Origin of the sequence: Mesorhizobium onobrychidis (genome assembly GCF_024707545.1) — a bacterium.
Classification (GTDB): Bacteria; Pseudomonadota; Alphaproteobacteria; order Rhizobiales; family Rhizobiaceae; genus Mesorhizobium; species Mesorhizobium onobrychidis.
Genome location: NZ_CP062229.1, coordinates 5,418,059 through 5,435,660, shown reverse-complemented (window position 1 = coordinate 5,435,660; position 17,602 = coordinate 5,418,059). Strand labels below are relative to the sequence as shown.

Here is a 17,602-nt window from a genome sequence, read left to right as displayed (position 1 = left end):
TCGACATCGGTGGGATCACAGACGCAAAGCGCAAGCCGCACATCGCCGAATTATGCCACAATGATCTCCGCTGAGAGACCGAGCTTGCATGCGGCCTGGGCAACTTCGTCTCGATAGAGCGGATTCATAACGACGATAGACTGCAGGGGCTTGCCGCGCAGGCTCTCGGGACCAACCACCGGTGTCCCGGTGCCAGGAGCAAAGCGCCCCTGCTTGTGCGGGTTGACGTCGACCAGCGCCCCAATCCGCGCCCCTTCAGGAACGATGTTGACGAATGTAATGCCCTTCGATCCCGCACCCCAGACAACGGTCCGCTCCGGATCCCTGTTTGACAAGTAATCGCGCCACCAGGCGACCTTGTCGCAATAGGTTCGGTCGAACCGGTGGACGAGCGCATCAATCTTTTCAGATTTTGAAAACGGAGCCATCGTCCGGGGTTCGCTAGGCTTTGCTTCAATGAAAAGGTACTGGTCACCGTATGACGCACCTTGGTCAAGCACCTCGAATCCTGCTGTCTCCATCGCCACCCGCAGTGAGTGCGGCGTGAAGTAGGATACATGCTCGTAAATCAGATCCCAGATCCCCATGTCTCGCAATGTATAGAGGGCATTGGGCACCTCGATGTAGAATACGGTGTCCGGTTCAACGCCGGGATGGGCACGAAGCTCTTGCAGGAAGGCGATCGGGTTAGCTATGTGTTCCAGGACGTGACGGCAGGAAACGAAGTCAGGTTTGATGTCCGGATAGGCATCGCTGAACCAGTCATTGATGAACTCAACGCCGGCGACGTCCGCGCCCCGATTGTCTTCGAAGCTCCTGTCGAAGCCAATGCCTCTGGCGCCGCTGGTTGAGCAAAGTCGCTTGAGGAAATCACCCTTGCCGCAACCGATGTCCAAGGCCAGTTTTCCATCGAGTGCGTAAGCTGCGGACAGGCGATCAGCGAGATCCTCGACGAAGGCCACGAAGCGCGGCGAGAAATGCAGGGAATTCTCATAGTTTTGCGTATAGCCGATCCGACCGTCTTCAAACGCCGCGTTGAAGAAATGTTCACAGCTGCGGCAAAACGCGAGAACGAATTGGCCAGTCGGTGCAGCAACGGCCGAGTTTGCGTCCGGGTGCAGGGAATTGCACGAAAATGGAATGGCGTCGAATGATACCGAGTGCAGCAGATTCCTCTGCCGACAGACAGGACAATCGCCGCGAAGACGCATCGAATTCGTCGCCGGTTCATGCGCCTCGGCGCAGGCAGTGCTTTGGACTTGCACGGTCACACGATCCGCGGGTTCGGCACGGGAACGATGAATTTTCCGCCCCTGGCTCGATATTCAGCCTGTTGTTCCATGATTTCATCGAGGAAATTCCAGGCAAGGACGAGAACGTAGTCAGGTTGGGCCTCCAACAGAGCTTCCGTAGAGCGGATCGGAATTTTCTGACCGGGCATGTGCTTGCCCTGCTTGTGGGTGTTGCGGTCTACGACGAAGTCGACGAGATCGCGTCCGATGCCGACCGTATTGATCAAGGTAGCGCCTTTGGCCGCCGCCCCATAGGCGGCGATTGAGGCGCCGCTGGCTTTCAGCCGGTGTAGCAATGTGGAGAGCTCGACTTTCAATTTGTCGACCGTCGCGGAAAAATCGAGATAGTAATCGATGGCGTCGATCCCTCGGGCTCTTTCATGAGCGATCTGATTGGTGACGCTCGCTCCGACATGTTCCCGCATTTCGACATACAGGCGAAGTGAACCGCCATGAATCGACAAGTGTTTTACCTCGTTGAGATAAAGGCCATGGCGTCGAAACAGCTTGTCCAATGCCGTCACTGAAAAATAGCAGAGGTGCTCGTGGTAGATCGTGTCGAATTCGCAATGGTCGATCATTGGTTCGACATATGGCGCCTCGATCACCGCAACGCCGTCGTCCTTGAGCAACCGCGCAATGCCTGCAACAAAACCATTGGTGTCGGCCACGTGGGCGAGAACGTTGTTTGCGTGAATGACGTCGGCCCGCATCTCCTGTTGGCGAAGCTTCTCCGCCAGTTCACGGGAAAAAAAGGCCAGGCGTGTCGGCACGCCTATTTTCTCCGCAGCGGCGGCAGGTCCTTCGGCGGGGTCGATGCCGAGTACTGGTATCCCCGCCTCGACATAGTTCTTCAGGAGATAGCCGTCGTTACTCGCCAACTCGACCACAAAGCTGTTGGCATCCAAGTTACGACGCTCGATCAAGTCACGCGCATTGTCTCGGGAATGCCTCAGCAGCGCTTGAGAGAATGAGGAGTAATAGGGGTAAGCATCGGCAAACAGAATTCTCGGGTTAACCGTCTCCGTGATCTGTACCAAACTGCAATCACAACAGAAGGCGACGTTGAGTGGGAAAGTTGGCTCTTCCTGGTCATCGTCGACGCTCACGGGAAGCCGATCGGCAAGTGGCGTCGTGCCGAGCTTCAGGAACGTGTCGATGTGACTCCCGCCGCAGGAGCGGCAAACCTGCTCGGTTACAGATGCTGCACCAGCAATCATCATGGCCATGGCTCCCGGCTGTGTTTGCTCAAACCGCTACCGCAAACTGCGGCGTGCGGCGCAGATTGGTATCCAGTTCGCCATCTTGGATCAGCTTCTGCACATGGGCGATGCGCTTGAATCGCTCGCCCTCGAAATCCCCAAGTGCAAGGCCTGCTGCGCGAAATGTGTAATAGAGCTGTTCGATACCGCGCCGCGCCGTCCATTGCGGCTTAAAACCGTGCAGGCGGCGACCAATATAGGTGCAGTCGACGCGATAGCACCGCTTGTCTGGCCCGGCGTCGGGCGCGAACTTCACGCGGCTGTCGGGAACGATCGTTTGCACCAACTCCGCGATCTCCCGAATCTGATAGTTTTCCGTGGTCAAGCCGACATTGAATGCCTCGTTGTGGACCAGCTCTCGCTCGGCTTCGAGTACCGCAATATAGGCCAGCGAAATGTCCTCAACATGGACGATCGGACGCCATGGCGAGCCGTCGCTCTTGAGATAGACCAGGCCGGTCGTGTAGGCCCAGGCGGTCAGGTTGTTGACCACGAGATCGAAGCGGATTCGAGGCGACAGGCCGTAGGCAGTGGAAGCACGCAGGAATGTCGGGCTGAACGATTGATCCGCCATCGGCGCGACCGCTCGCTCCACATTGGCCTTTGAGGCGCCGTAAGGCGTCACCGGGTTGAAGGGAGCATCTTCAGTTAGAAAGCTGTCGCCTGCCGCGCCGTAATTGCTGCAAGAGGAGGCATATAGGAACCGCTGGACACCGGCGGCCTTGGCGAGCTGCGCAAGCCTTACCGAAGCGCCGCAGTTGATCTCTTCGGTAAGGAGGGGTCGGTAGTCCCCCAACGGATCGTTTGAAAGTCCTGCGAGATGGATGATCGCGTCGAAGCCGGCGACGTCGTCGATTTCGATGTCACGGATGTCTTTCTCGATCGTCGGCACTTCGGCCAACGTCCCTACGAAAGTGCATGACCGGAAGATGTCGCTGTCTAGTCCCGTGACGTGATGGCCGCGTTCAAGCAGCATCGGAGTCAGGACGGAACCGATGTAGCCGAGGTGGCCTGTAACCAGAACTTTCATCGATCAATTCCCATGTTTTCCAGGGCGCCTGCCCGCTGTCCCACAATTTCTGAAGGAGATGCTTTTCCCGGATGGTGTCCATGCATTGCCAGAAGGATTCGTGGCGATACGCCATCAGTTGGCCGTCGGTCGCGAGCCGTTGCATTGGCGCGTGTTCGAACATGACATCGTCGCCATCGATATAGTCCTTTACGCCCGGCTCGAGCACGAAGAAGGCGCCATTGATCCAACCCTCTGAGGCCTGCGGCTTTTCCGTGAAGTCGACAACGCGATGGCCGTCGAATTCGATGTGCCCGTAGCGTGCTGGCGGACGCACCGCTGTCATCGTTGCAAGCTTGCCATGCGATTTGTGGAAGGCGATCAGTTTATCAAGGTTGACATCCGAAACGCCATCGCCCCAGGTGAGCATGAATGTCTCGTCGCCCATCCAGTCGATCAGGCGTTTTATGCGCCCGCCCGTCAGGGTATTCAGCCCCGTCTCCACAAGATCGACGGACCAATCAGGCAGCGAGTTCGAGTGGCGCTTGACGCTTCCCGATGCGGCATTGACAGTCAAGCTGCCATCGAATGCGACATAGTCGCTGAACCAGCGTTTGATGTATTCGCCCTTGTATCCCAGCGCGACGGCGAATTCGCGGTGTCCATAGGCATAGTAATGCATCATGATATGCCAAAGGATCGGCTTTGCTCCGATTTCGACCATTGGTTTCGGCCGGATTTCGGTTTCTTCCGCCAGCCGCGTTCCCAGTCCGCCAGCAAGAATTCCTACCTTCATTGTTTTCTCACCCCAATCGCCTACAGTGTTTTGCTACCATGCGCAGGTCGGGTTGAACCACACCGAAGAAGGGATGATCGGAACCATCGATGCATGACGTCAGGCATACGATTGGCGCTATGCTCGATACAGCGATGCGTAAGCGGTCTCATCCATTCGACGTAGCAGACTGGCAGGCGTCGGCTGTCATCATTGCACCCCATCCCGATGATGAGACGTTGGGATGTGGAGGGGTCGCCAGCAAGAAGTTCAGCTCGGGCGCCGATATCCGGTTTATTTTCGTTACCGACGGTTCGGCATCCCCGACGACACGGCGGCGGGGCCGCGAACCCGCATTTGCCCTGAGGCCTCTGACGAGGGGATCGCGTTCGCCGATATCGACGGCGACAACCTGCTTGACCTTGCAGCCACGACCGGGAATGCAAAAGGAGGTCGCATGGTGGCGCAATCCGGGAGATGGCTCTGCCGATTGGCAGCGCCACGACGTCGCCAATGGTCCCAACATGGTCTATCCGGAGCGCGTGGCGGTCGCCGATTTGACGGCGACGGGCGAACCGACATCGTCGTGGGTGGGGAAAAGGGCAGGCCGACCACGCAATGGCCTGTTGGTGCGCAATCCCGGCGACATCAGGTCAAACTGGGAGCAGCAGGAAATCACCTAGCGTGGCTCCCTCAACAGTCTTCGGTGGCCGATATGAATGACGATGGCCGACCGGACCTCATCATGGGCGAGCACCGCGGCGCCTGCGCGTTTCTATCTGGCGCAATCTGGGCGGGCGGTTCGTCGAGCAGCTGGTCGGCGAAGGTTTGGAGAACCATCTCGCGCCCGCGCGGTCGACCTCGGCGGCGACGCCGATCGCGAGTTCGTTTCAATTGGGTGGGATGCTCCCCGGCAGATACCCCAGAATGAGAACAATCGGAGTAACGATCAGCCGGAGGAAGTAGGAGGCGGCCAACCGTTGTCGGGCTCGATCCCGGGTGCACAATCTGTCACCTTCGCGGCGAGCGGCACGGCTGGCCCGCGTCGCGAGGCGTCGCAGATTGGGGAAGAGCGCGTGAGATTGACGGCAAAGTTCCTCGGCGTGTTCTGCGACGCGCGCGTCATAGCCAAGGGAGAGGCTGCCGGTCTCAAGCTCGTGGCGCAGAGCGCCGACCCGAACTTTGTTCGCGGCACGTACGAGCCGCCCATCCAACAGGCGATCGCGGCAAACCTGGCGCCCGGCGACGCCTTTTTCGACATCGGCGCGAATATCGGATTCTTCTGTCTCATCGCCGCGCGCCGCGTCGGGCCGCGCGGCCAAGTCTATGCGTTCGAACCTGTCCCCCGCAACGCCGCCGCTGTCGCAGAAAGTGCGCGGCTCAGTGGGTTCGACACGATACGGGTGTTCGCCGAAGCCGCGGGCGCGACAACCGGCCGTGGCCAGCTTCTGCTCGCCCATCACATCGGCGGCGCCACACTTGCCTCGGCGGGAGCACCGCCGGACATGAATGGCCGCCTGGAAGTCAGCATAGTCACTATCGACGATGCCATCGCCCACCGCGGACTCAGGCCGCCCTCGCTGGTCAAGATCGACGTGGAAGGCGCCGAAATCGACGTCCTGGGCGGTATGACGGAAACGCTGCGGAGGCACCGTCCGAAGGTGATTTATGAGGTCGACGATGCAACACGCGAGGGGCTCGACCGCAAGGCCCGAAAGATCGCGGAACTCCTGACTGCTGCAGGCTACGGATTGAAACCGCTGCCAGCCTCCTATGGCAATGGGGGATGGCGGGTCGAACACGTCTTGGCGCAGCCGGTGGGCGCCTAAGAACTATATTTGCGGCGCTATGGAAGGGAATCTCATGCAAGGACAGCAAGCGTGATCAAACGGGAAAAGCGAGGCGGTGCGCGACTTCTGCCCGGGGCTGCGACAGGTCATCGATGCCTTGAAGAACCTCGTACGATTCTCGCGCAGCCCATGACGACGTGAGGAGGGTCTTAGTTGTTGCACCGTCATGACTGGGCAGAAACTGCTGAAGAGGCTGGGTCCGGTGTTGCCCGGCCGGAGGTTCTTGTCGCAGACAATTTTCAAGATGAACGCGCCCGCGGTGCGGTAATTGGCACCTTGGCAGTTAAGGGAGGTGTCAGGCGAGGACGCGACATCGAACGTCAGATCGCGATCGATCACGGCGCACTTCGTTTCCAGCCGCTCGTCAGGCCAGGCTGGGGCCGGCAAGGGATCTCCTATGGTCCCTTTCAGCGGGAGGCTGGTTTGGTGTTATTGGTCTCGATCACCAACGGCCACAACACATCACAGGGATCGCCATTGCCTGATGACCTCGCCAGGCGAGTCTACCGTTGGCTGCGAGGACCCGGCATTGACCCATGGCCCGGCCGTCTGGTTTCCCTGATGCGTGCGCCACGAAAGAGGCTCACCCTTCGCCGTTTTTGGTGGTGGACACTTAGCACCTCCAGGACCTACCGGGGATCGAACATCGACGAGAACCTGGCTGTCGGTTGGTTCCCCAGTGAGGCGCCGATTAATCCCGTGGAAGAGGGCTGCGGCTTTGTCGTGCATGCCGCCGAAGGCGAAAACGGCGAGTTGTGGGCTCGTGTAGGAAAGCAATGCCTGAGTGCGTTTCGGCGCCTAAAGAACGTTCATGTCTATTATGTCGTGGCGTTGCGAGAGCAGGGCGCTATCTATTATGCGGCCGCCGACCAAAAAGCTCACGGTCTTGCCGCTTTTCCGATGATGCGTCCGATCGCGATCGATCCTTTCAACAAGGACGAAAAGCTGTTTGCGGGTGTTCATCAGTCGGCACTTGGCCAGATCGGGTTTCGGGTCGACACACGGGTCCAAGCGGTTCAAGTCGGGCGGATACCTGTATTTTCGACACTGTTTGGAACCGCCCACGCTGCCGATGCACTCGTTGAAGGCTGGCCGGGGCAAATCGCTGCAATCGGGGGGCGGTGGCATTTTTCGCAGGACGCTGGCGGTAACCTATCCGTCGTCGATCCTGGTCGCCCTTCAGGATTGATCCACGGACTGCTGGAAATTGGCGCCGTCTCGGATGTGTGTGGTCTCGTCTTTCGGTTTCGGGACAAGGACAATTTCTGGGTGCTGAAACTGTCGACGCTCGGATGGACCTTGGTGCGCAAGCAATCGGGCAAAGAGATTGCGATCGCGACCGGTACGGAACACGCTTTGCGCGAGTGTACTACCCATTCGGTCCAGATTCTTGACTGGAACCGTCAGGTGAGCTGCTTTCTGGACGGGTTTCGCCTTTTCGAAGCGTCTGTCGAGGCCGATTCAGTCGAGAAAGCTACCGGAGTAGGTATATGGAAAAGCTTCGACAGCGAGCCGCGCTGGCATAATTTCGAGGCTCATCCTTGCGAGGTGCCTATCCCATTAATGGCGCCTCTGGGGGCACCTTGGAAGCAACTCGGAGCAAGCCTGTCCTACGCCGACGGCTTTACCGGTACTGCCGGCGAACTGGATCGCCGCACGTCGGAGCTGGGCGGCGGGCAATGGGCCAGAACACTGGGCACCGGGGTCATCGACGTCGACGGGCTGGGCAACGCCCGTGTGCGCGCGAGCGTAGACAGACCGAACCCGGGTCGAACATTCTATTCGCTGCCATGGGACCTACCGGGATTCGCCGATCTCGAGGTCACAATCGAGCCTCCTGGGGAGCGCCGAGGACAAGATCAGCGCGGCCGGGCAGGACTGCTTTTCTGGCAAGACAGCGACAACTACGTTTGTGTCACGACTTGGCTCGACGACGTCTACCAGGGTGCTTCGATTTCGGTGTTCATCAAGCGGCTCGGCTTTGAGGAACTTTATGACGCGGTTTGGACCAATGTGGCGGACAAGGTCGTTTGGGGAAAACGTTTTCGCATGCGCGTTGCATTCGACGGAAATCGGTTTGCAATCTTGATCGACGACGAACTGGTGATGCAGCGAAGCCTCACCGACATCTATCCCGACGATGCCGCCCTTCAAATTTTGCGGGTCGGACTCGCCGTCAACTGGGAGTGGGGAGATGACACGGGCTCGGTGTTCACGTCGTTCAAGGCCCGGCGCTGAGCGAAAGAGCGGTTTCGCTTTCCAAGCCGTGAACGGTTGGACCTTATCGTACAGGTCCCGGGTCGACTGGGCTATTTTTTCCCCCGAATAGAGATCGGCGACCCGCGCGGCTCCCTGGCGTCCCAGTTTTGCCGCCCGCCTGGATCTCCAAGAAGGCCGATGATTTGGGCTGCAAGCGCTTTCGGGTCATTCTTCTCAACCACAACGCAATGGCGGTTTCGACTGCGGCCTTCGTGAGTTGCATCCACACGAGGCTCCACACGCAAACACCTGCGATAGCCATGCCTACGCCCCAACGCGCCGCCGACTACCGAGCCTGTAAGCGTGCGACGGCAAACAGTCGAAAATTCAGTTGCCGCTTGAGGACTGCCGCCGGTACGACACCAAACGCCTGGATCACAACGATGGCGCTGGTCCATTTTACGAGCGCCTCCAAACACGGTTGGTCGAACGCGGCCGCGATGGCACCGGCGGATATCCAGATAAGTGCAGTGATCGCAACGCCTGTCGCCGCAAGGAGGCAGAAAGCCGAACCAAGGTGGATGGGATCGATTTCCTCCCGCTGGATATTGGCGTCAGGTAGACCCCTCGTTACCGGAGCAGCCAGAATATTGGGCACCACCATGGCGAGCGCCGCAAGCGCGAACGCCTCGGGGCCAAGGTGCCGCGCCAGCACCACAAATACGCCGAACATAGCGATCTGTCAGCCCCAGGTCTCGACAGCGGCCCAAACAGCGCCAGTGACGACCTGTCGGCCGAAAACGTTCATTGAACCCCCTGCTGAGGCTCGTTCTGAAACAGAACCGTGTGTCTCGAGCGAAACTCATACGAATGGATCGATTCCGCCACGATCTGTTCTCCACTTACCTCGCCGCTGTCCAGTTTCGACACGTAAGCAGAAAGCCCCTGGCCGTCTGGCTCCCGTCCCAGCAATGTCCGATAGAGAAGGGCTACAAATTGCGCATTTCCAAGCCCAACTGGCTGATTGTCAGTCCTGAATTCGACCGAAAGCAACAGCCTCGTCAGTATCGGAAAGATAGATGGATCCTTCTTCATCGCGACGACCTCGCGCCACTGCTCGGCCGGAGACGGCATGCGACGCAAGATTAGGCAGTAAGCATATGCAATCTGGTTGGCATGGTTGAAGGCAGACTTGTCGAACGCTTCAAGCGAACAGGGGTGAAATGCACCGGCATCGGCAATGGGGGGTACCGACGTCTGGGCCGCAGGCGGCAAGCTCTTCATCGAGACCGTCGGCGAACTCGAGCCTGCATTGCCGTTCGCAATGACTTTCTTTACGGCATCATATGCCAGCTTTTGCCCGCTCGGCGCCCATAGCCCGTCGTCACGCTTCTTCAGGCGGACGAGGCCCATAAAGGCCTCGTAGCTTGGCGCCCAGTACGTCTCGTCGAGCAGTTCGTAGATATGGGCAGCTTCCAATCCATATAGAGATTGATATCTGCGCAGGAGCGTCATGGTCTGGACCAGACCTTCGGCCTGCTGCTTTTCCCCTCGTTGGCTGCCGCCACTGTAGTTGAACTCTGTCAGCCAGATGGGTTGGCCGAACGTCGCCAGGAATTTGAATGCTTCCTCCGGGTCACCCTCGTAAAGGTGCCAGACCGATATATCCCATTTGATACCGTCCTGCAGCATGCGGATGAACGCTGCGCGGTGACCCCAGCCGGCCGTTCCCATTGCTTTTCTTATGGTCGGATCCACTGCGATGGTTGCATCCGACAGACCGCGCAACACTGCGCTTACCTTCGCCCAGCGCGGACTGAAATAGTCGGACGTCACGGTGCCGCCGGCAGGGCCCCAGGAGCAGTTGTATTGTATTCCGCTGTCCTGCATCTCGCAGGGCATCAAGATGGCGTAGTTCTCCATCTCGTTGCCAAGCTCCCAAACGCGGATGTCGTCCTTGAAGCGGGATACGAGTGTCGACGCGAGATCGTAGGACTGCGCATAGAGGTCATCGACGGATTCATTGTCAAGGTCTAGTTCGGGCGTGATTACCGGTAGGATCTGGACTCCGCGCTCCTTGCCCGCTTTGACCAGTTCGGCAAGTTTGGTGGCGCTGTCGGCGCTGGAAACGTTGACGCGATACGACTTCATGCCGAGGTCGCGGATATAGTCGAGTTGCTGTTCGATCGATATCCCAGGATAGGCATTGAAGGGATGGCCATTCACCCCCCAGAGCAGATCCGCTGCGCACGAACCCGTCATGCCCAGCAGGCATGCCAAGGTTGTCCATAGGCGTCTGGTCGCGGCGACGGCCCGTCCAATGGAACCTGGTTGCGATGGATTGGTCGGCCGCTGCATCAGCGCGAACTTGCTTGTCTTGCGCCAGACATTTTCGGCATCACTCCATTCGCTGAACTCTGCCTGACATCCATCCGAGCACGACGAACGAGATCTGCCGCACTGCCCAATGCAGTCTATCACTGCCGCGCCACGCGGAACCTCAAACATTTGGCGTAAACGCCCATGATTTGCCTCGCCATTCGGATGAGAGCTGCCGGGAAGCCTGTCGGGCAAAACGACCGGTTGCGTCCCAAAGGCCAAGATGACCCGACCGTCCTGGTCATCCAAAGTCGCGGAACTGAGACATGGCGCTGGTGACCAAAACCCTGTGATGACACGACATTGGACGATCAACGGCCGTTTTCTCGCGCAGCCGACCACCGGAGTTCAGCGGTACGCACGCGAGATCGTTTCGGCGCTGGATGCCTTGATCGTGGGCCAAGCTCCCTTGGCGCGGGATCTAACGGTCGAGTTGCTGGTCCCGCCGGGGGCCCTTGACACGTTGTCCTTAGCCGCGATCCGTGTCCGGACTGTCGGCAGCTTCGGCGGGCATGCATGGGAACAGGCTGTGCTTCCGGCCTATCTTCGCGGCGGGCTGCTTAGCCTCTGCAATACGGGCCCTCTGACCGTACGCCGGCAGGTGCTGTGCATTCACGACGTCAATACACGGGCATGGCCACAGAGCTATTCACTTCCATTTCGACTTCTCTACCGCACCTTAGTTCCTGCCTTGGGCAGGACTGCGCTTAAGATTGCGACGGTGTCGCAATACTCTGCAGGTGAACTGACGCGCTATGGCGTGTGCCCGGCGGCAAAGGTCGAGGTTGTAGGCAACGGGCATGAACATGCGCTGCGATGGGCTCCTTGTCACTCGGACCAAACCCTGGCAGTTGCCGGCCCTGGTACGATAGTCGTGCTTGGCAGTTCTATCCCGCACAAAAATGTCGGCTTGATCATCGGCATGCACGGCCGACTTGCCGCGGCGGGGCTACGGGTTGTTGTTGTGGGCGCGTCAACGCCCCGTGTTTTCGGCAGCATTGGCAACAAGACGTCGACGAACGTCATTTGGCTGGGAAGAAGGTCGGACGCGGAACTCGGCGCACTTCTGCGCGATTCCCTATGCCTCGCGTTCCCCTCCTTGGTTGAGGGTTTCGGACTGCCGCCCCTCGAAGCCATGACACTTGGTTGTCCGGTGGTCATGTCGGACCGTGCCAGTCTGCCCGAAATCGGCGGGGATGCGGTTTTGTACGCATCACCTTGCGATGAGAATGCATGGTTCGATTGTTTCATGCGCCTGGTCCACGAAAAGGGCCTCAGAGCCAAACTAATCGCACGCGGTCGCGCAAGGACGGCCCGATTTCAGTGGGCCGCGTCGGCTCAACGGTATTTGGAACTGATGGCCAGCGTGGATGGATTTCCAGAAGTGCCACCACTTAGGGAAGTCGAATGCAATCCGAATGAGCAACGTGCGGCCGCAGCGCCCTAAACCGACGGTCACTTCCACCATTCGGGGAAGGCCTTGCGTGCGGCTTCGGCCAGCGTCGCGATCTCCCCGTTGGGAACCGAGATGTAGGGCCAGAGCAGTCGCGGGCTAAGCGGCGCCCAGCCGCCGGCCGCCGCCATCGCTTTGTCGAGCGCCGCATCGCTGACAGCGTAGCGAGCGCGAAAAGGCAGAACGTGCGTGGCGAGAAAAGCCTGGATGCGCGTCTCGACCTCGGCAGCGGCTGCGACGTCGGTGCGGATCATCTGCCACCACGTCCCTTCGGGTTGAGGCAGGCAACATTGGAATAGCTACCGTGGGCGCCCTGTGCATACCCAGTCGCCAGCGTATGGCCGGGCACGAAGACCGAAAATCCCGGCAGTTCGCGGCGCATGTCGGCGTACCAGCTGGCGTCGCCGCCCGGCAGCTTGGCGCCGACCAGCGACGGCACGGCTGCACGCAGCCCGGCGATGCCTTCGAGCGTCAGGCGGCGCTTGGCATGCGGTGGATTGTAGAGCACCAGCAGCATGTCAGGCGCAGTCTCGCATAGACCGCCGACGAAGCGCATGACCTCGTCGTCGCTGGGCGGCCACCAGTCGGGCAAGGTGAATTGCACCGCCGCCGGGCGGAGCGCCGACACCCGCATCAGCCGCTCGCGCGCGACGCGCGGATTGGACTGGCTGATGCCGATCTGGAAGGGCAGGCGCGCGCGGCCGGCTATCATGGCCACCAGTTCGCTAAGACGGTCGAACTCGGGTTCGGTCTGGCAGTGGAATTCGCAGGCCGTGCCGTTGGAATAAATGCCGTCGACTCCGCAAGCGCAGAGCCGTGCGATCGTCTCTTCCGTCGCCTCCCAGTCGATTGCTCCGCGATCGTCGATGGCCAGCATCACCGCGCCCCAGACGCCGCGCGGCGCATGTGCGGGCAAGTGGGTCAGATGATCGTCCGGCTCAGCGCGCACCGGCGACCTCGTGCTCGCGCCGGGTCTCGTTCGACGCAAAGGCGGCCTCGATGATGCCGATGATCTTGCGTCCATGGGCGCCGGTGACCGGCACCGGCTTGTCGTCCGCAACGGCATCGCGCATTGCCGTCCATTCGCGCACCAGCGCGTTGTGCATCCAGTTCGGCTCGAACGAGCCGGGCAGGTCGGTCCAGACCGTATCGCGCCCCAGCATCGTGCCGCGGTCCATGTCGATGCGCAGCGTTCCCTGCTCGCAGACCAAGTCCATGGCGTAGCCGGCCGCGCCATTGCGATAGCCGACGCTTTGCACCTGGCCGAGCCCGCCGCCGGCGAAGCGCAGTCCGAGCAGGGCGGTGTCGTCGGCTTCCTGGCCATGGAACTTGGCGCCAAGCATGGCGCTTACCGACACAACGTCGTCATCCATCAGCCAGACCAGGCGGTCGAGCGCATGAATGCCGGCCGTCAACAGCATGCCGCCGCCGGTTGCCTTGCGCAGATGCCAGTCGCGGCGATTGTGCTCCATCCACAGCTTGATGATCCAACTCGATCCGATGAGCGGCCGGCCGAGCGATCCTTCCTCCAGCACCTGCCTGGCCGCCATGCAGGGCAGGGCGAAATGCATGAGATGGGCGACCATCAGCTTGACGCCACCGGCGGCCACTGCCGCGTTGATCGCATCGCAGGCCGCCGCCGTCGGCGCCATCGGCTTTTCGAGCATGACGTGCTTGCCGACCTTTGCCGCACCGATCGCCATCTCGGCGTGGAGATGGTGAGGGCTGGCGATGAGGACTGCCTCGACATCCCTGTCGTCGAGCAGCTTGCGCCAGTCGGTGTAGCCGCGACCACCGTGTTCGCTGGTGAAGCCGGCCAGGGCATCGTTATTCCCGCGGCACGACGCGACGAGATTCAGGCCGTGCACCTGCTTGATTGCCCTCGCATGGGCGGCGCCGAAATCGCCCGCTCCGATAATGCCTATTCCAGTCATCGTCCTGCCTTTTCATACGCGGTGTCGATCAGCGACATCGCCGCAACATAGTCATCGATCGAAGTCGCCGGCGGCGCCTTTTGAGCCAGCCGGTCGAGCGTGTCGCTCATGCACAGGCGGTAGCGCGTCGCCGGCAATTCGATCGGCAAGTCGACGATAGCGCCATCGTCAAGTGTCGCACAGATGGCGCGGTCGCCATAGTCGATGAGGGTCGCATTCTCGCTGACGATGCGCCATTCGAAGTCGCCGCCGGGGCGCATCGACGCAAAGGTGTATCCAGCCTCGACAACGAACAACGCTCCGGCAGCGTCTTCCAGTACAAGCAGCGCATGGTCCTCGACCGGGGCGCGGTGAATGCGGTTTCCGATCGAAACGGCTTTCAGTCCGAGCCCGCCGGTTGCCAGGCTGAGCGCGGCGTCGACGCCGTGTATGCCGAGGTTCCTCAGCGCGCCGCCGCCGCCGATCGCCGGATCCACGACCCAGGCGACACCTTCTGCCAGATAGCGCTGCGGCGGGCCATTGACCAGCCGGAACTGGCAATGCGCAACCGCACCGGCGCGGCCTTTCTGGCGCAGCCGTTCAAAGGCGGTAACGGCCGGCCCAAAGCGGTTGGGCAGGGGAACGCTGACAAAGGCCTGATGCTGCCGCGCCAGGTCGCGCAGCGCGGCCAGCGCTGCGGTGCTGCTCGCCGCCGGCTTTTCCAGGATCAGCGGTATGCCGGCTTCGATGACGGCGCGCGCCCGCGCGGACACCGTCGAAGGATGTCCCATCAGCAGGATCACGTCCGGCGGGCTGGAGAGGATTTTCGCAAAGTCGGTGATGAACGGCAAATGATGGCGCCTCGCGAAGGCGCGCGCATGCTCCGCGTCTTCATCCCAAATGCCGGCAATCTCAGTGCCACAGGCGTGTGCAGCGTCGAGATGCATTTCGGCGTGCCAATGGCTTGAGCCGGCCAAAACGATCTTCATTCAGCGATGTAATCCTCCTGCTTGCAGGATATCCTACAAGTCGCTATTCTACAAGCATTGACCGCTTTGCGAAGCGCCATCGGGCGCGATTGCAGCGGCGCTGGAGCAAAATGCCGGAACCCAAGTTGAACTCGGAACAAAAATCGATCGAACCGCTGACCCGACCGCCGTTGCTTCACGTCAGCGTGCAGGAGAGCCTCAGGAAATATATCCAGAGCAACCAGCTCAAGGCGGGGGACCCCTTGCCTCCGGAGACCTTCCTGGCGCAGCGGCTCGGCGTCGGCCGCAACTCGGTGCGCGAAGCGATCAAGGCGCTGGAGTCGATCGGCATTCTGGAGACGCGTCGCGGCATCGGCGTGTTCGTCAAGGAATTCTCGTTCAAGCCCTTGCTGGATAATTTGGCATATGGCCTGCAGGATTCATTGCGCGACGTCGAGGAGCTGCGCGAGATCCGCCGCGTCCTTGAAACCGGCCTCATCGCCAAGACCATCGAGATGATCAGCGCCGAAGACATCGCCGCGCTGCGCCAGCTGACCGAAAGCATGCGGCGGCGCGCCGAGCGCCAGGAGAGCTTTGCCGAAGAGGACCAGCAGTTCCACCAGCTGCTGTTCCGCTGCCAGAACAATCACATGCTGAGCGCGCTGATCGACATTTTCTGGGTGGCGTTCAACAAGGCCTCGAACTTCACCAGCCTCGACAATCCGACACCGCTGGCGACGTGGCGCGACCATCACGAGATCGTCGAGGCCGTCGCCGCCAAGGACGTCGACCGGGCGCGCGAGCGCCTCGACGACCACTACAGGGGTATTCAGCAAGTCATCGCCAAAAACCGGATTACCTGACCCAACGCCGGACTACCTGACAATGCCAAGGGAGGAATACCATGCGCATCAAGACTATCGCTCGTCATCTGGCCGTTACCGGACTGCTGCTCGGCGGCATCGGCCTGGCCACCAGCGTCCAGGCACAGGACGCCACGACCATTACCGGGGGCTTCGACGTCGGCCCCGGCGGCTTTCCCAAGAACTTCAATCCGCTGGCCGCGACCGGCGGCTTTACCTGGCTCAGCACCTATTTTGAACCGCTGGTCATCTACAACGCCGAACTGACCGAACTCGAAGGCGATCTAGCCAAGGACTACAAGGTCAGCGACGACAAGCTGACCTATACGTTCAACCTTGCCCAGGAGAGCTGGCACGACGGCAAGCCGTTCACATCCAAGGACGTCAGGTTCACGCTTGAGCTCGCCAGGAACAAAGCCTCCGGCAGCTTGTTTGCCGCGCGCCTCGGCGACATCGCGTCGGTCGACGCGCCGGACGATCGCACCGTGGTCGTCAAATTGTCGAAGCCCAACGGCTCCTTCCTGTCCATTCTCTCGCAGGTGATGATCCTGCCGGAGCATGCCCTGGCCGCGATGTCGCCGGAAACGCTGGCCACAAGCACCTGGTGGTCCACCACTCCGGTCGGCACCGGCCCCTTCAAGTTCAAGCGCTATGTCAGCGATCAATATGTCGAACTGGCCGCGGATGACGACTATCGCGGCGGCAAGCCGAAGGTCGACGTGCTCATCAACAGGTATTTCGAGAGCCCGGCCGCGGCTGTTGCAGCGCTGCGCGCCGGCGAAATCCAGTTCACCTATGTCGAGCCCGACGACGCGGTATCCTTCAAGAGCGACAGCAATTTCAAGGTGATCGAGGGCGCTTCTTATGTGGTCAACTACATCGGCCTCAACCAGAAGGTCGAACTCTTTAGGGATGTTCGCGTCCGCCAGGCGATCATGTACGCGATCGATCGCAATGCCATTATCGAGAGCCTCTATGGCGGGGCGGCCAAACCGGCCAATTGCGGCTACGTCGCGCCGCACCTGCTTCCCGAAGGCCTCGAACCCTATGCCTATGATCCGGCAAAGGCCAAGGCTCTGCTTGCCGAGGCTGGCTGGGACAAGATCAACGGCGACAAGCCGATCACCTTGCTGACCTATTACGGCTCGCCGCAAGCGGCCAATGTGATGGCTGCCATCCAGTCGATGCTGGCCGAGGTCGGGATCAATGTGGTGCCGCGCGTCGTCGATACGCCGACTTATAACGGCATCGTCTATAAGGAAGGCACGCCGGACTGGAACGCGTTTGCGATGGTCTATGCCGGCCTGCAGAACGGCCCGAATCCGGCTGGCATCAGCCCGGGTCTCAACAAGTCCCAGATCCCGCCGGCAGGCTTCAACACCATGCGCATCGAGTTCGACGATCTCAGCGCTGCATTGGACGCCGCGCTCGGCCAGACCGATCCGGCCAAGATCGATCAATCCTGGCAGCAAGTCTGCAAGGTGATGAACAAGGATCTGCCCTGGGCGACATTATGGGTGGCCAACCGCTATGGCGTCGCCTCCAACAAGCTGCGTGACTTTGTCTGGACGCCGGCCCCGGCCGGCGGTCCCTATGCGGCTCACCCGGAACGCTGGGACATCCAGTAAAACGGCTGGCG

General features: G+C 60.5%; 17 protein-coding genes and 1 pseudogene. 8 read left to right on the top strand and 10 right to left on the bottom strand.

The window, feature by feature from the left end; genetic code table 11:
• Positions 1-50: 50 nt before the first annotated feature.
• Genes IHQ72_RS27075 through rfbF form a run of 4 tightly spaced genes read right to left on the bottom strand, consistent with a single transcriptional unit; the run spans position 51 to position 4,359 of the window.
• Positions 51-1,271, bottom strand: coding sequence for a class I SAM-dependent methyltransferase (locus tag IHQ72_RS27075; RefSeq protein ID WP_258118399.1), 1,221 nt, complete (start codon positions 1,269-1,271; stop codon positions 51-53).
• The gene (locus IHQ72_RS27070; RefSeq protein ID WP_258118397.1) at positions 1,268-2,515 is read right to left on the bottom strand and encodes a class I SAM-dependent methyltransferase; all 1,248 of its coding nucleotides are present in this window, start codon (positions 2,513-2,515) and stop codon (positions 1,268-1,270) included. The genes IHQ72_RS27075 and IHQ72_RS27070 overlap by 4 nt, the downstream gene beginning before the upstream one ends.
• Before the next feature lie 25 nt (positions 2,516-2,540).
• On the bottom strand, positions 2,541-3,584 hold the full coding sequence (locus IHQ72_RS27065) for an NAD-dependent epimerase/dehydratase family protein (RefSeq protein ID WP_258118396.1): 1,044 nt from the start codon (positions 3,582-3,584) through the stop codon (positions 2,541-2,543).
• The gene (gene rfbF, locus IHQ72_RS27060) at positions 3,520-4,359 is read right to left on the bottom strand and encodes a glucose-1-phosphate cytidylyltransferase (RefSeq protein ID WP_258118393.1); all 840 of its coding nucleotides are present in this window, start codon (positions 4,357-4,359) and stop codon (positions 3,520-3,522) included. The genes IHQ72_RS27065 and rfbF overlap by 65 nt, the downstream gene beginning before the upstream one ends.
• Positions 4,360-4,448: 89 nt before the next feature.
• On the opposite strand from rfbF, the pseudogene IHQ72_RS37200 reads away from it, so the two are divergent.
• From IHQ72_RS37200 to IHQ72_RS27045, 5 genes and pseudogenes are all read left to right on the top strand, one after another.
• Positions 4,449-4,616 (top strand): annotated as a pseudogene (locus IHQ72_RS37200) (PIG-L deacetylase family protein); the annotation flags it as partial.
• A gap of 162 nt (positions 4,617-4,778) precedes the next feature.
• Positions 4,779-5,021 carry a hypothetical protein gene (locus IHQ72_RS27055; protein WP_258118392.1) on the top strand — a complete coding sequence of 81 codons (243 nt, stop codon included), beginning with the start codon at positions 4,779-4,781 and terminating at the stop codon, positions 5,019-5,021.
• On the top strand, positions 4,925-5,269 hold the full coding sequence (locus IHQ72_RS37195; RefSeq protein ID WP_374120287.1) for a hypothetical protein: 345 nt from the start codon (positions 4,925-4,927) through the stop codon (positions 5,267-5,269). The genes IHQ72_RS27055 and IHQ72_RS37195 overlap by 97 nt, the downstream gene beginning before the upstream one ends.
• Positions 5,270-5,414: 145 nt before the next feature.
• Complete coding sequence (locus IHQ72_RS27050; protein ID WP_374120286.1) at positions 5,415-6,167, top strand: FkbM family methyltransferase; 753 nt, start codon at positions 5,415-5,417, stop codon at positions 6,165-6,167.
• Positions 6,168-6,341: 174 nt separating this feature from the next.
• Positions 6,342-8,426: an oxidoreductase gene (locus IHQ72_RS27045; RefSeq protein ID WP_258118390.1), complete on the top strand. Its 2,085-nt coding sequence runs from the start codon at positions 6,342-6,344 to the stop codon at positions 8,424-8,426.
• A gap of 307 nt (positions 8,427-8,733) precedes the next feature.
• Here the strand turns inward: IHQ72_RS27045 and IHQ72_RS27040 are convergent, their stop codons facing one another.
• Both IHQ72_RS27040 and IHQ72_RS27035 read right to left on the bottom strand, forming a co-directional pair.
• Positions 8,734-9,120 (bottom strand): oligosaccharide flippase family protein, encoded by a 387-nt coding sequence (locus IHQ72_RS27040; protein ID WP_258118388.1) that lies wholly within the window; start codon positions 9,118-9,120, stop codon positions 8,734-8,736.
• Positions 9,121-9,191: 71 nt separating this feature from the next.
• On the bottom strand, positions 9,192-10,649 hold the full coding sequence (locus IHQ72_RS27035) for a DUF4214 domain-containing protein (protein WP_441338655.1): 1,458 nt from the start codon (positions 10,647-10,649) through the stop codon (positions 9,192-9,194).
• A 409-nt stretch (positions 10,650-11,058) separates the two neighbouring features.
• Here IHQ72_RS27035 and IHQ72_RS27030 point away from each other — a divergent pair, with 409 nt between their 5' ends.
• Positions 11,059-12,213, top strand: coding sequence for a glycosyltransferase family 4 protein (locus IHQ72_RS27030; protein WP_258123943.1), 1,155 nt, complete (start codon positions 11,059-11,061; stop codon positions 12,211-12,213).
• Positions 12,214-12,221: 8 nt separating this feature from the next.
• Here IHQ72_RS27030 and IHQ72_RS27025 read toward each other — a convergent pair whose 3' ends face one another.
• The 4 genes from IHQ72_RS27025 to IHQ72_RS27010 are packed head-to-tail and all read right to left on the bottom strand — an operon-like array spanning position 12,222 to position 15,121.
• Entirely contained in the window at positions 12,222-12,473 is a 252-nt protein-coding gene (locus IHQ72_RS27025; protein ID WP_258118386.1) for a hypothetical protein, read from the bottom strand.
• A complete protein-coding gene (locus IHQ72_RS27020; RefSeq protein WP_258118384.1) occupies positions 12,470-13,168 on the bottom strand; it encodes a dihydrodipicolinate synthase family protein in 699 nt (232 codons plus the stop codon). Before IHQ72_RS27020 ends, IHQ72_RS27025 begins: the two co-directional genes overlap by 4 nt.
• Positions 13,158-14,153 (bottom strand): Gfo/Idh/MocA family protein, encoded by a 996-nt coding sequence (locus tag IHQ72_RS27015; protein ID WP_258118382.1) that lies wholly within the window; start codon positions 14,151-14,153, stop codon positions 13,158-13,160. Before IHQ72_RS27015 ends, IHQ72_RS27020 begins: the two co-directional genes overlap by 11 nt.
• Entirely contained in the window at positions 14,150-15,121 is a 972-nt protein-coding gene (locus tag IHQ72_RS27010; RefSeq protein WP_258118381.1) for a Gfo/Idh/MocA family protein, read from the bottom strand. The genes IHQ72_RS27015 and IHQ72_RS27010 overlap by 4 nt, the downstream gene beginning before the upstream one ends.
• A gap of 110 nt (positions 15,122-15,231) precedes the next feature.
• On the opposite strand from IHQ72_RS27010, the gene IHQ72_RS27005 reads away from it, so the two are divergent.
• Entirely contained in the window at positions 15,232-15,963 is a 732-nt protein-coding gene (locus IHQ72_RS27005) for a FadR/GntR family transcriptional regulator (protein WP_258118380.1), read from the top strand.
• 41 nt (positions 15,964-16,004) lie between these two features.
• Positions 16,005-17,591: an ABC transporter substrate-binding protein gene (locus IHQ72_RS27000; protein ID WP_374120285.1), complete on the top strand. Its 1,587-nt coding sequence runs from the start codon at positions 16,005-16,007 to the stop codon at positions 17,589-17,591.
• Positions 17,592-17,602: the final 11 nt, after the last annotated feature.

What these genes read in the sequence shown, in the direction of transcription:
- IHQ72_RS27070 (WP_258118397.1), bottom strand. Translation starts at nt 2,515, where the DNA reads ATGATGATTGCTGGTGCAGCATCTGTAACCGAGCAGGTTTGCCGCTCC.
- IHQ72_RS27065 (WP_258118396.1), bottom strand. Translation starts at nt 3,584, where the DNA reads ATGAAAGTTCTGGTTACAGGCCACCTCGGCTACATCGGTTCCGTCCTG.
- rfbF (WP_258118393.1), bottom strand. Translation starts at nt 4,359, where the DNA reads ATGAAGGTAGGAATTCTTGCTGGCGGACTGGGAACGCGGCTGGCGGAA.
- IHQ72_RS27055 (WP_258118392.1), top strand. Translation starts at nt 4,779, where the DNA reads ATGCAAAAGGAGGTCGCATGGTGGCGCAATCCGGGAGATGGCTCTGCC.
- IHQ72_RS27040 (WP_258118388.1), bottom strand. Translation starts at nt 9,120, where the DNA reads ATGTTCGGCGTATTTGTGGTGCTGGCGCGGCACCTTGGCCCCGAGGCG.
- IHQ72_RS27035 (WP_441338655.1), bottom strand. Translation starts at nt 10,649, where the DNA reads ATGACGGGTTCGTGCGCAGCGGATCTGCTCTGGGGGGTGAATGGCCAT.
- IHQ72_RS27030 (WP_258123943.1), top strand. Translation starts at nt 11,059, where the DNA reads ATGACACGACATTGGACGATCAACGGCCGTTTTCTCGCGCAGCCGACC.
- IHQ72_RS27025 (WP_258118386.1), bottom strand. Translation starts at nt 12,473, where the DNA reads ATGATCCGCACCGACGTCGCAGCCGCTGCCGAGGTCGAGACGCGCATC.
- IHQ72_RS27015 (WP_258118382.1), bottom strand. Translation starts at nt 14,153, where the DNA reads ATGACTGGAATAGGCATTATCGGAGCGGGCGATTTCGGCGCCGCCCAT.
- IHQ72_RS27010 (WP_258118381.1), bottom strand. Translation starts at nt 15,121, where the DNA reads ATGAAGATCGTTTTGGCCGGCTCAAGCCATTGGCACGCCGAAATGCAT.
- IHQ72_RS27005 (WP_258118380.1), top strand. Translation starts at nt 15,232, where the DNA reads ATGCCGGAACCCAAGTTGAACTCGGAACAAAAATCGATCGAACCGCTG.
- IHQ72_RS27000 (WP_374120285.1), top strand. Translation starts at nt 16,005, where the DNA reads ATGCGCATCAAGACTATCGCTCGTCATCTGGCCGTTACCGGACTGCTG.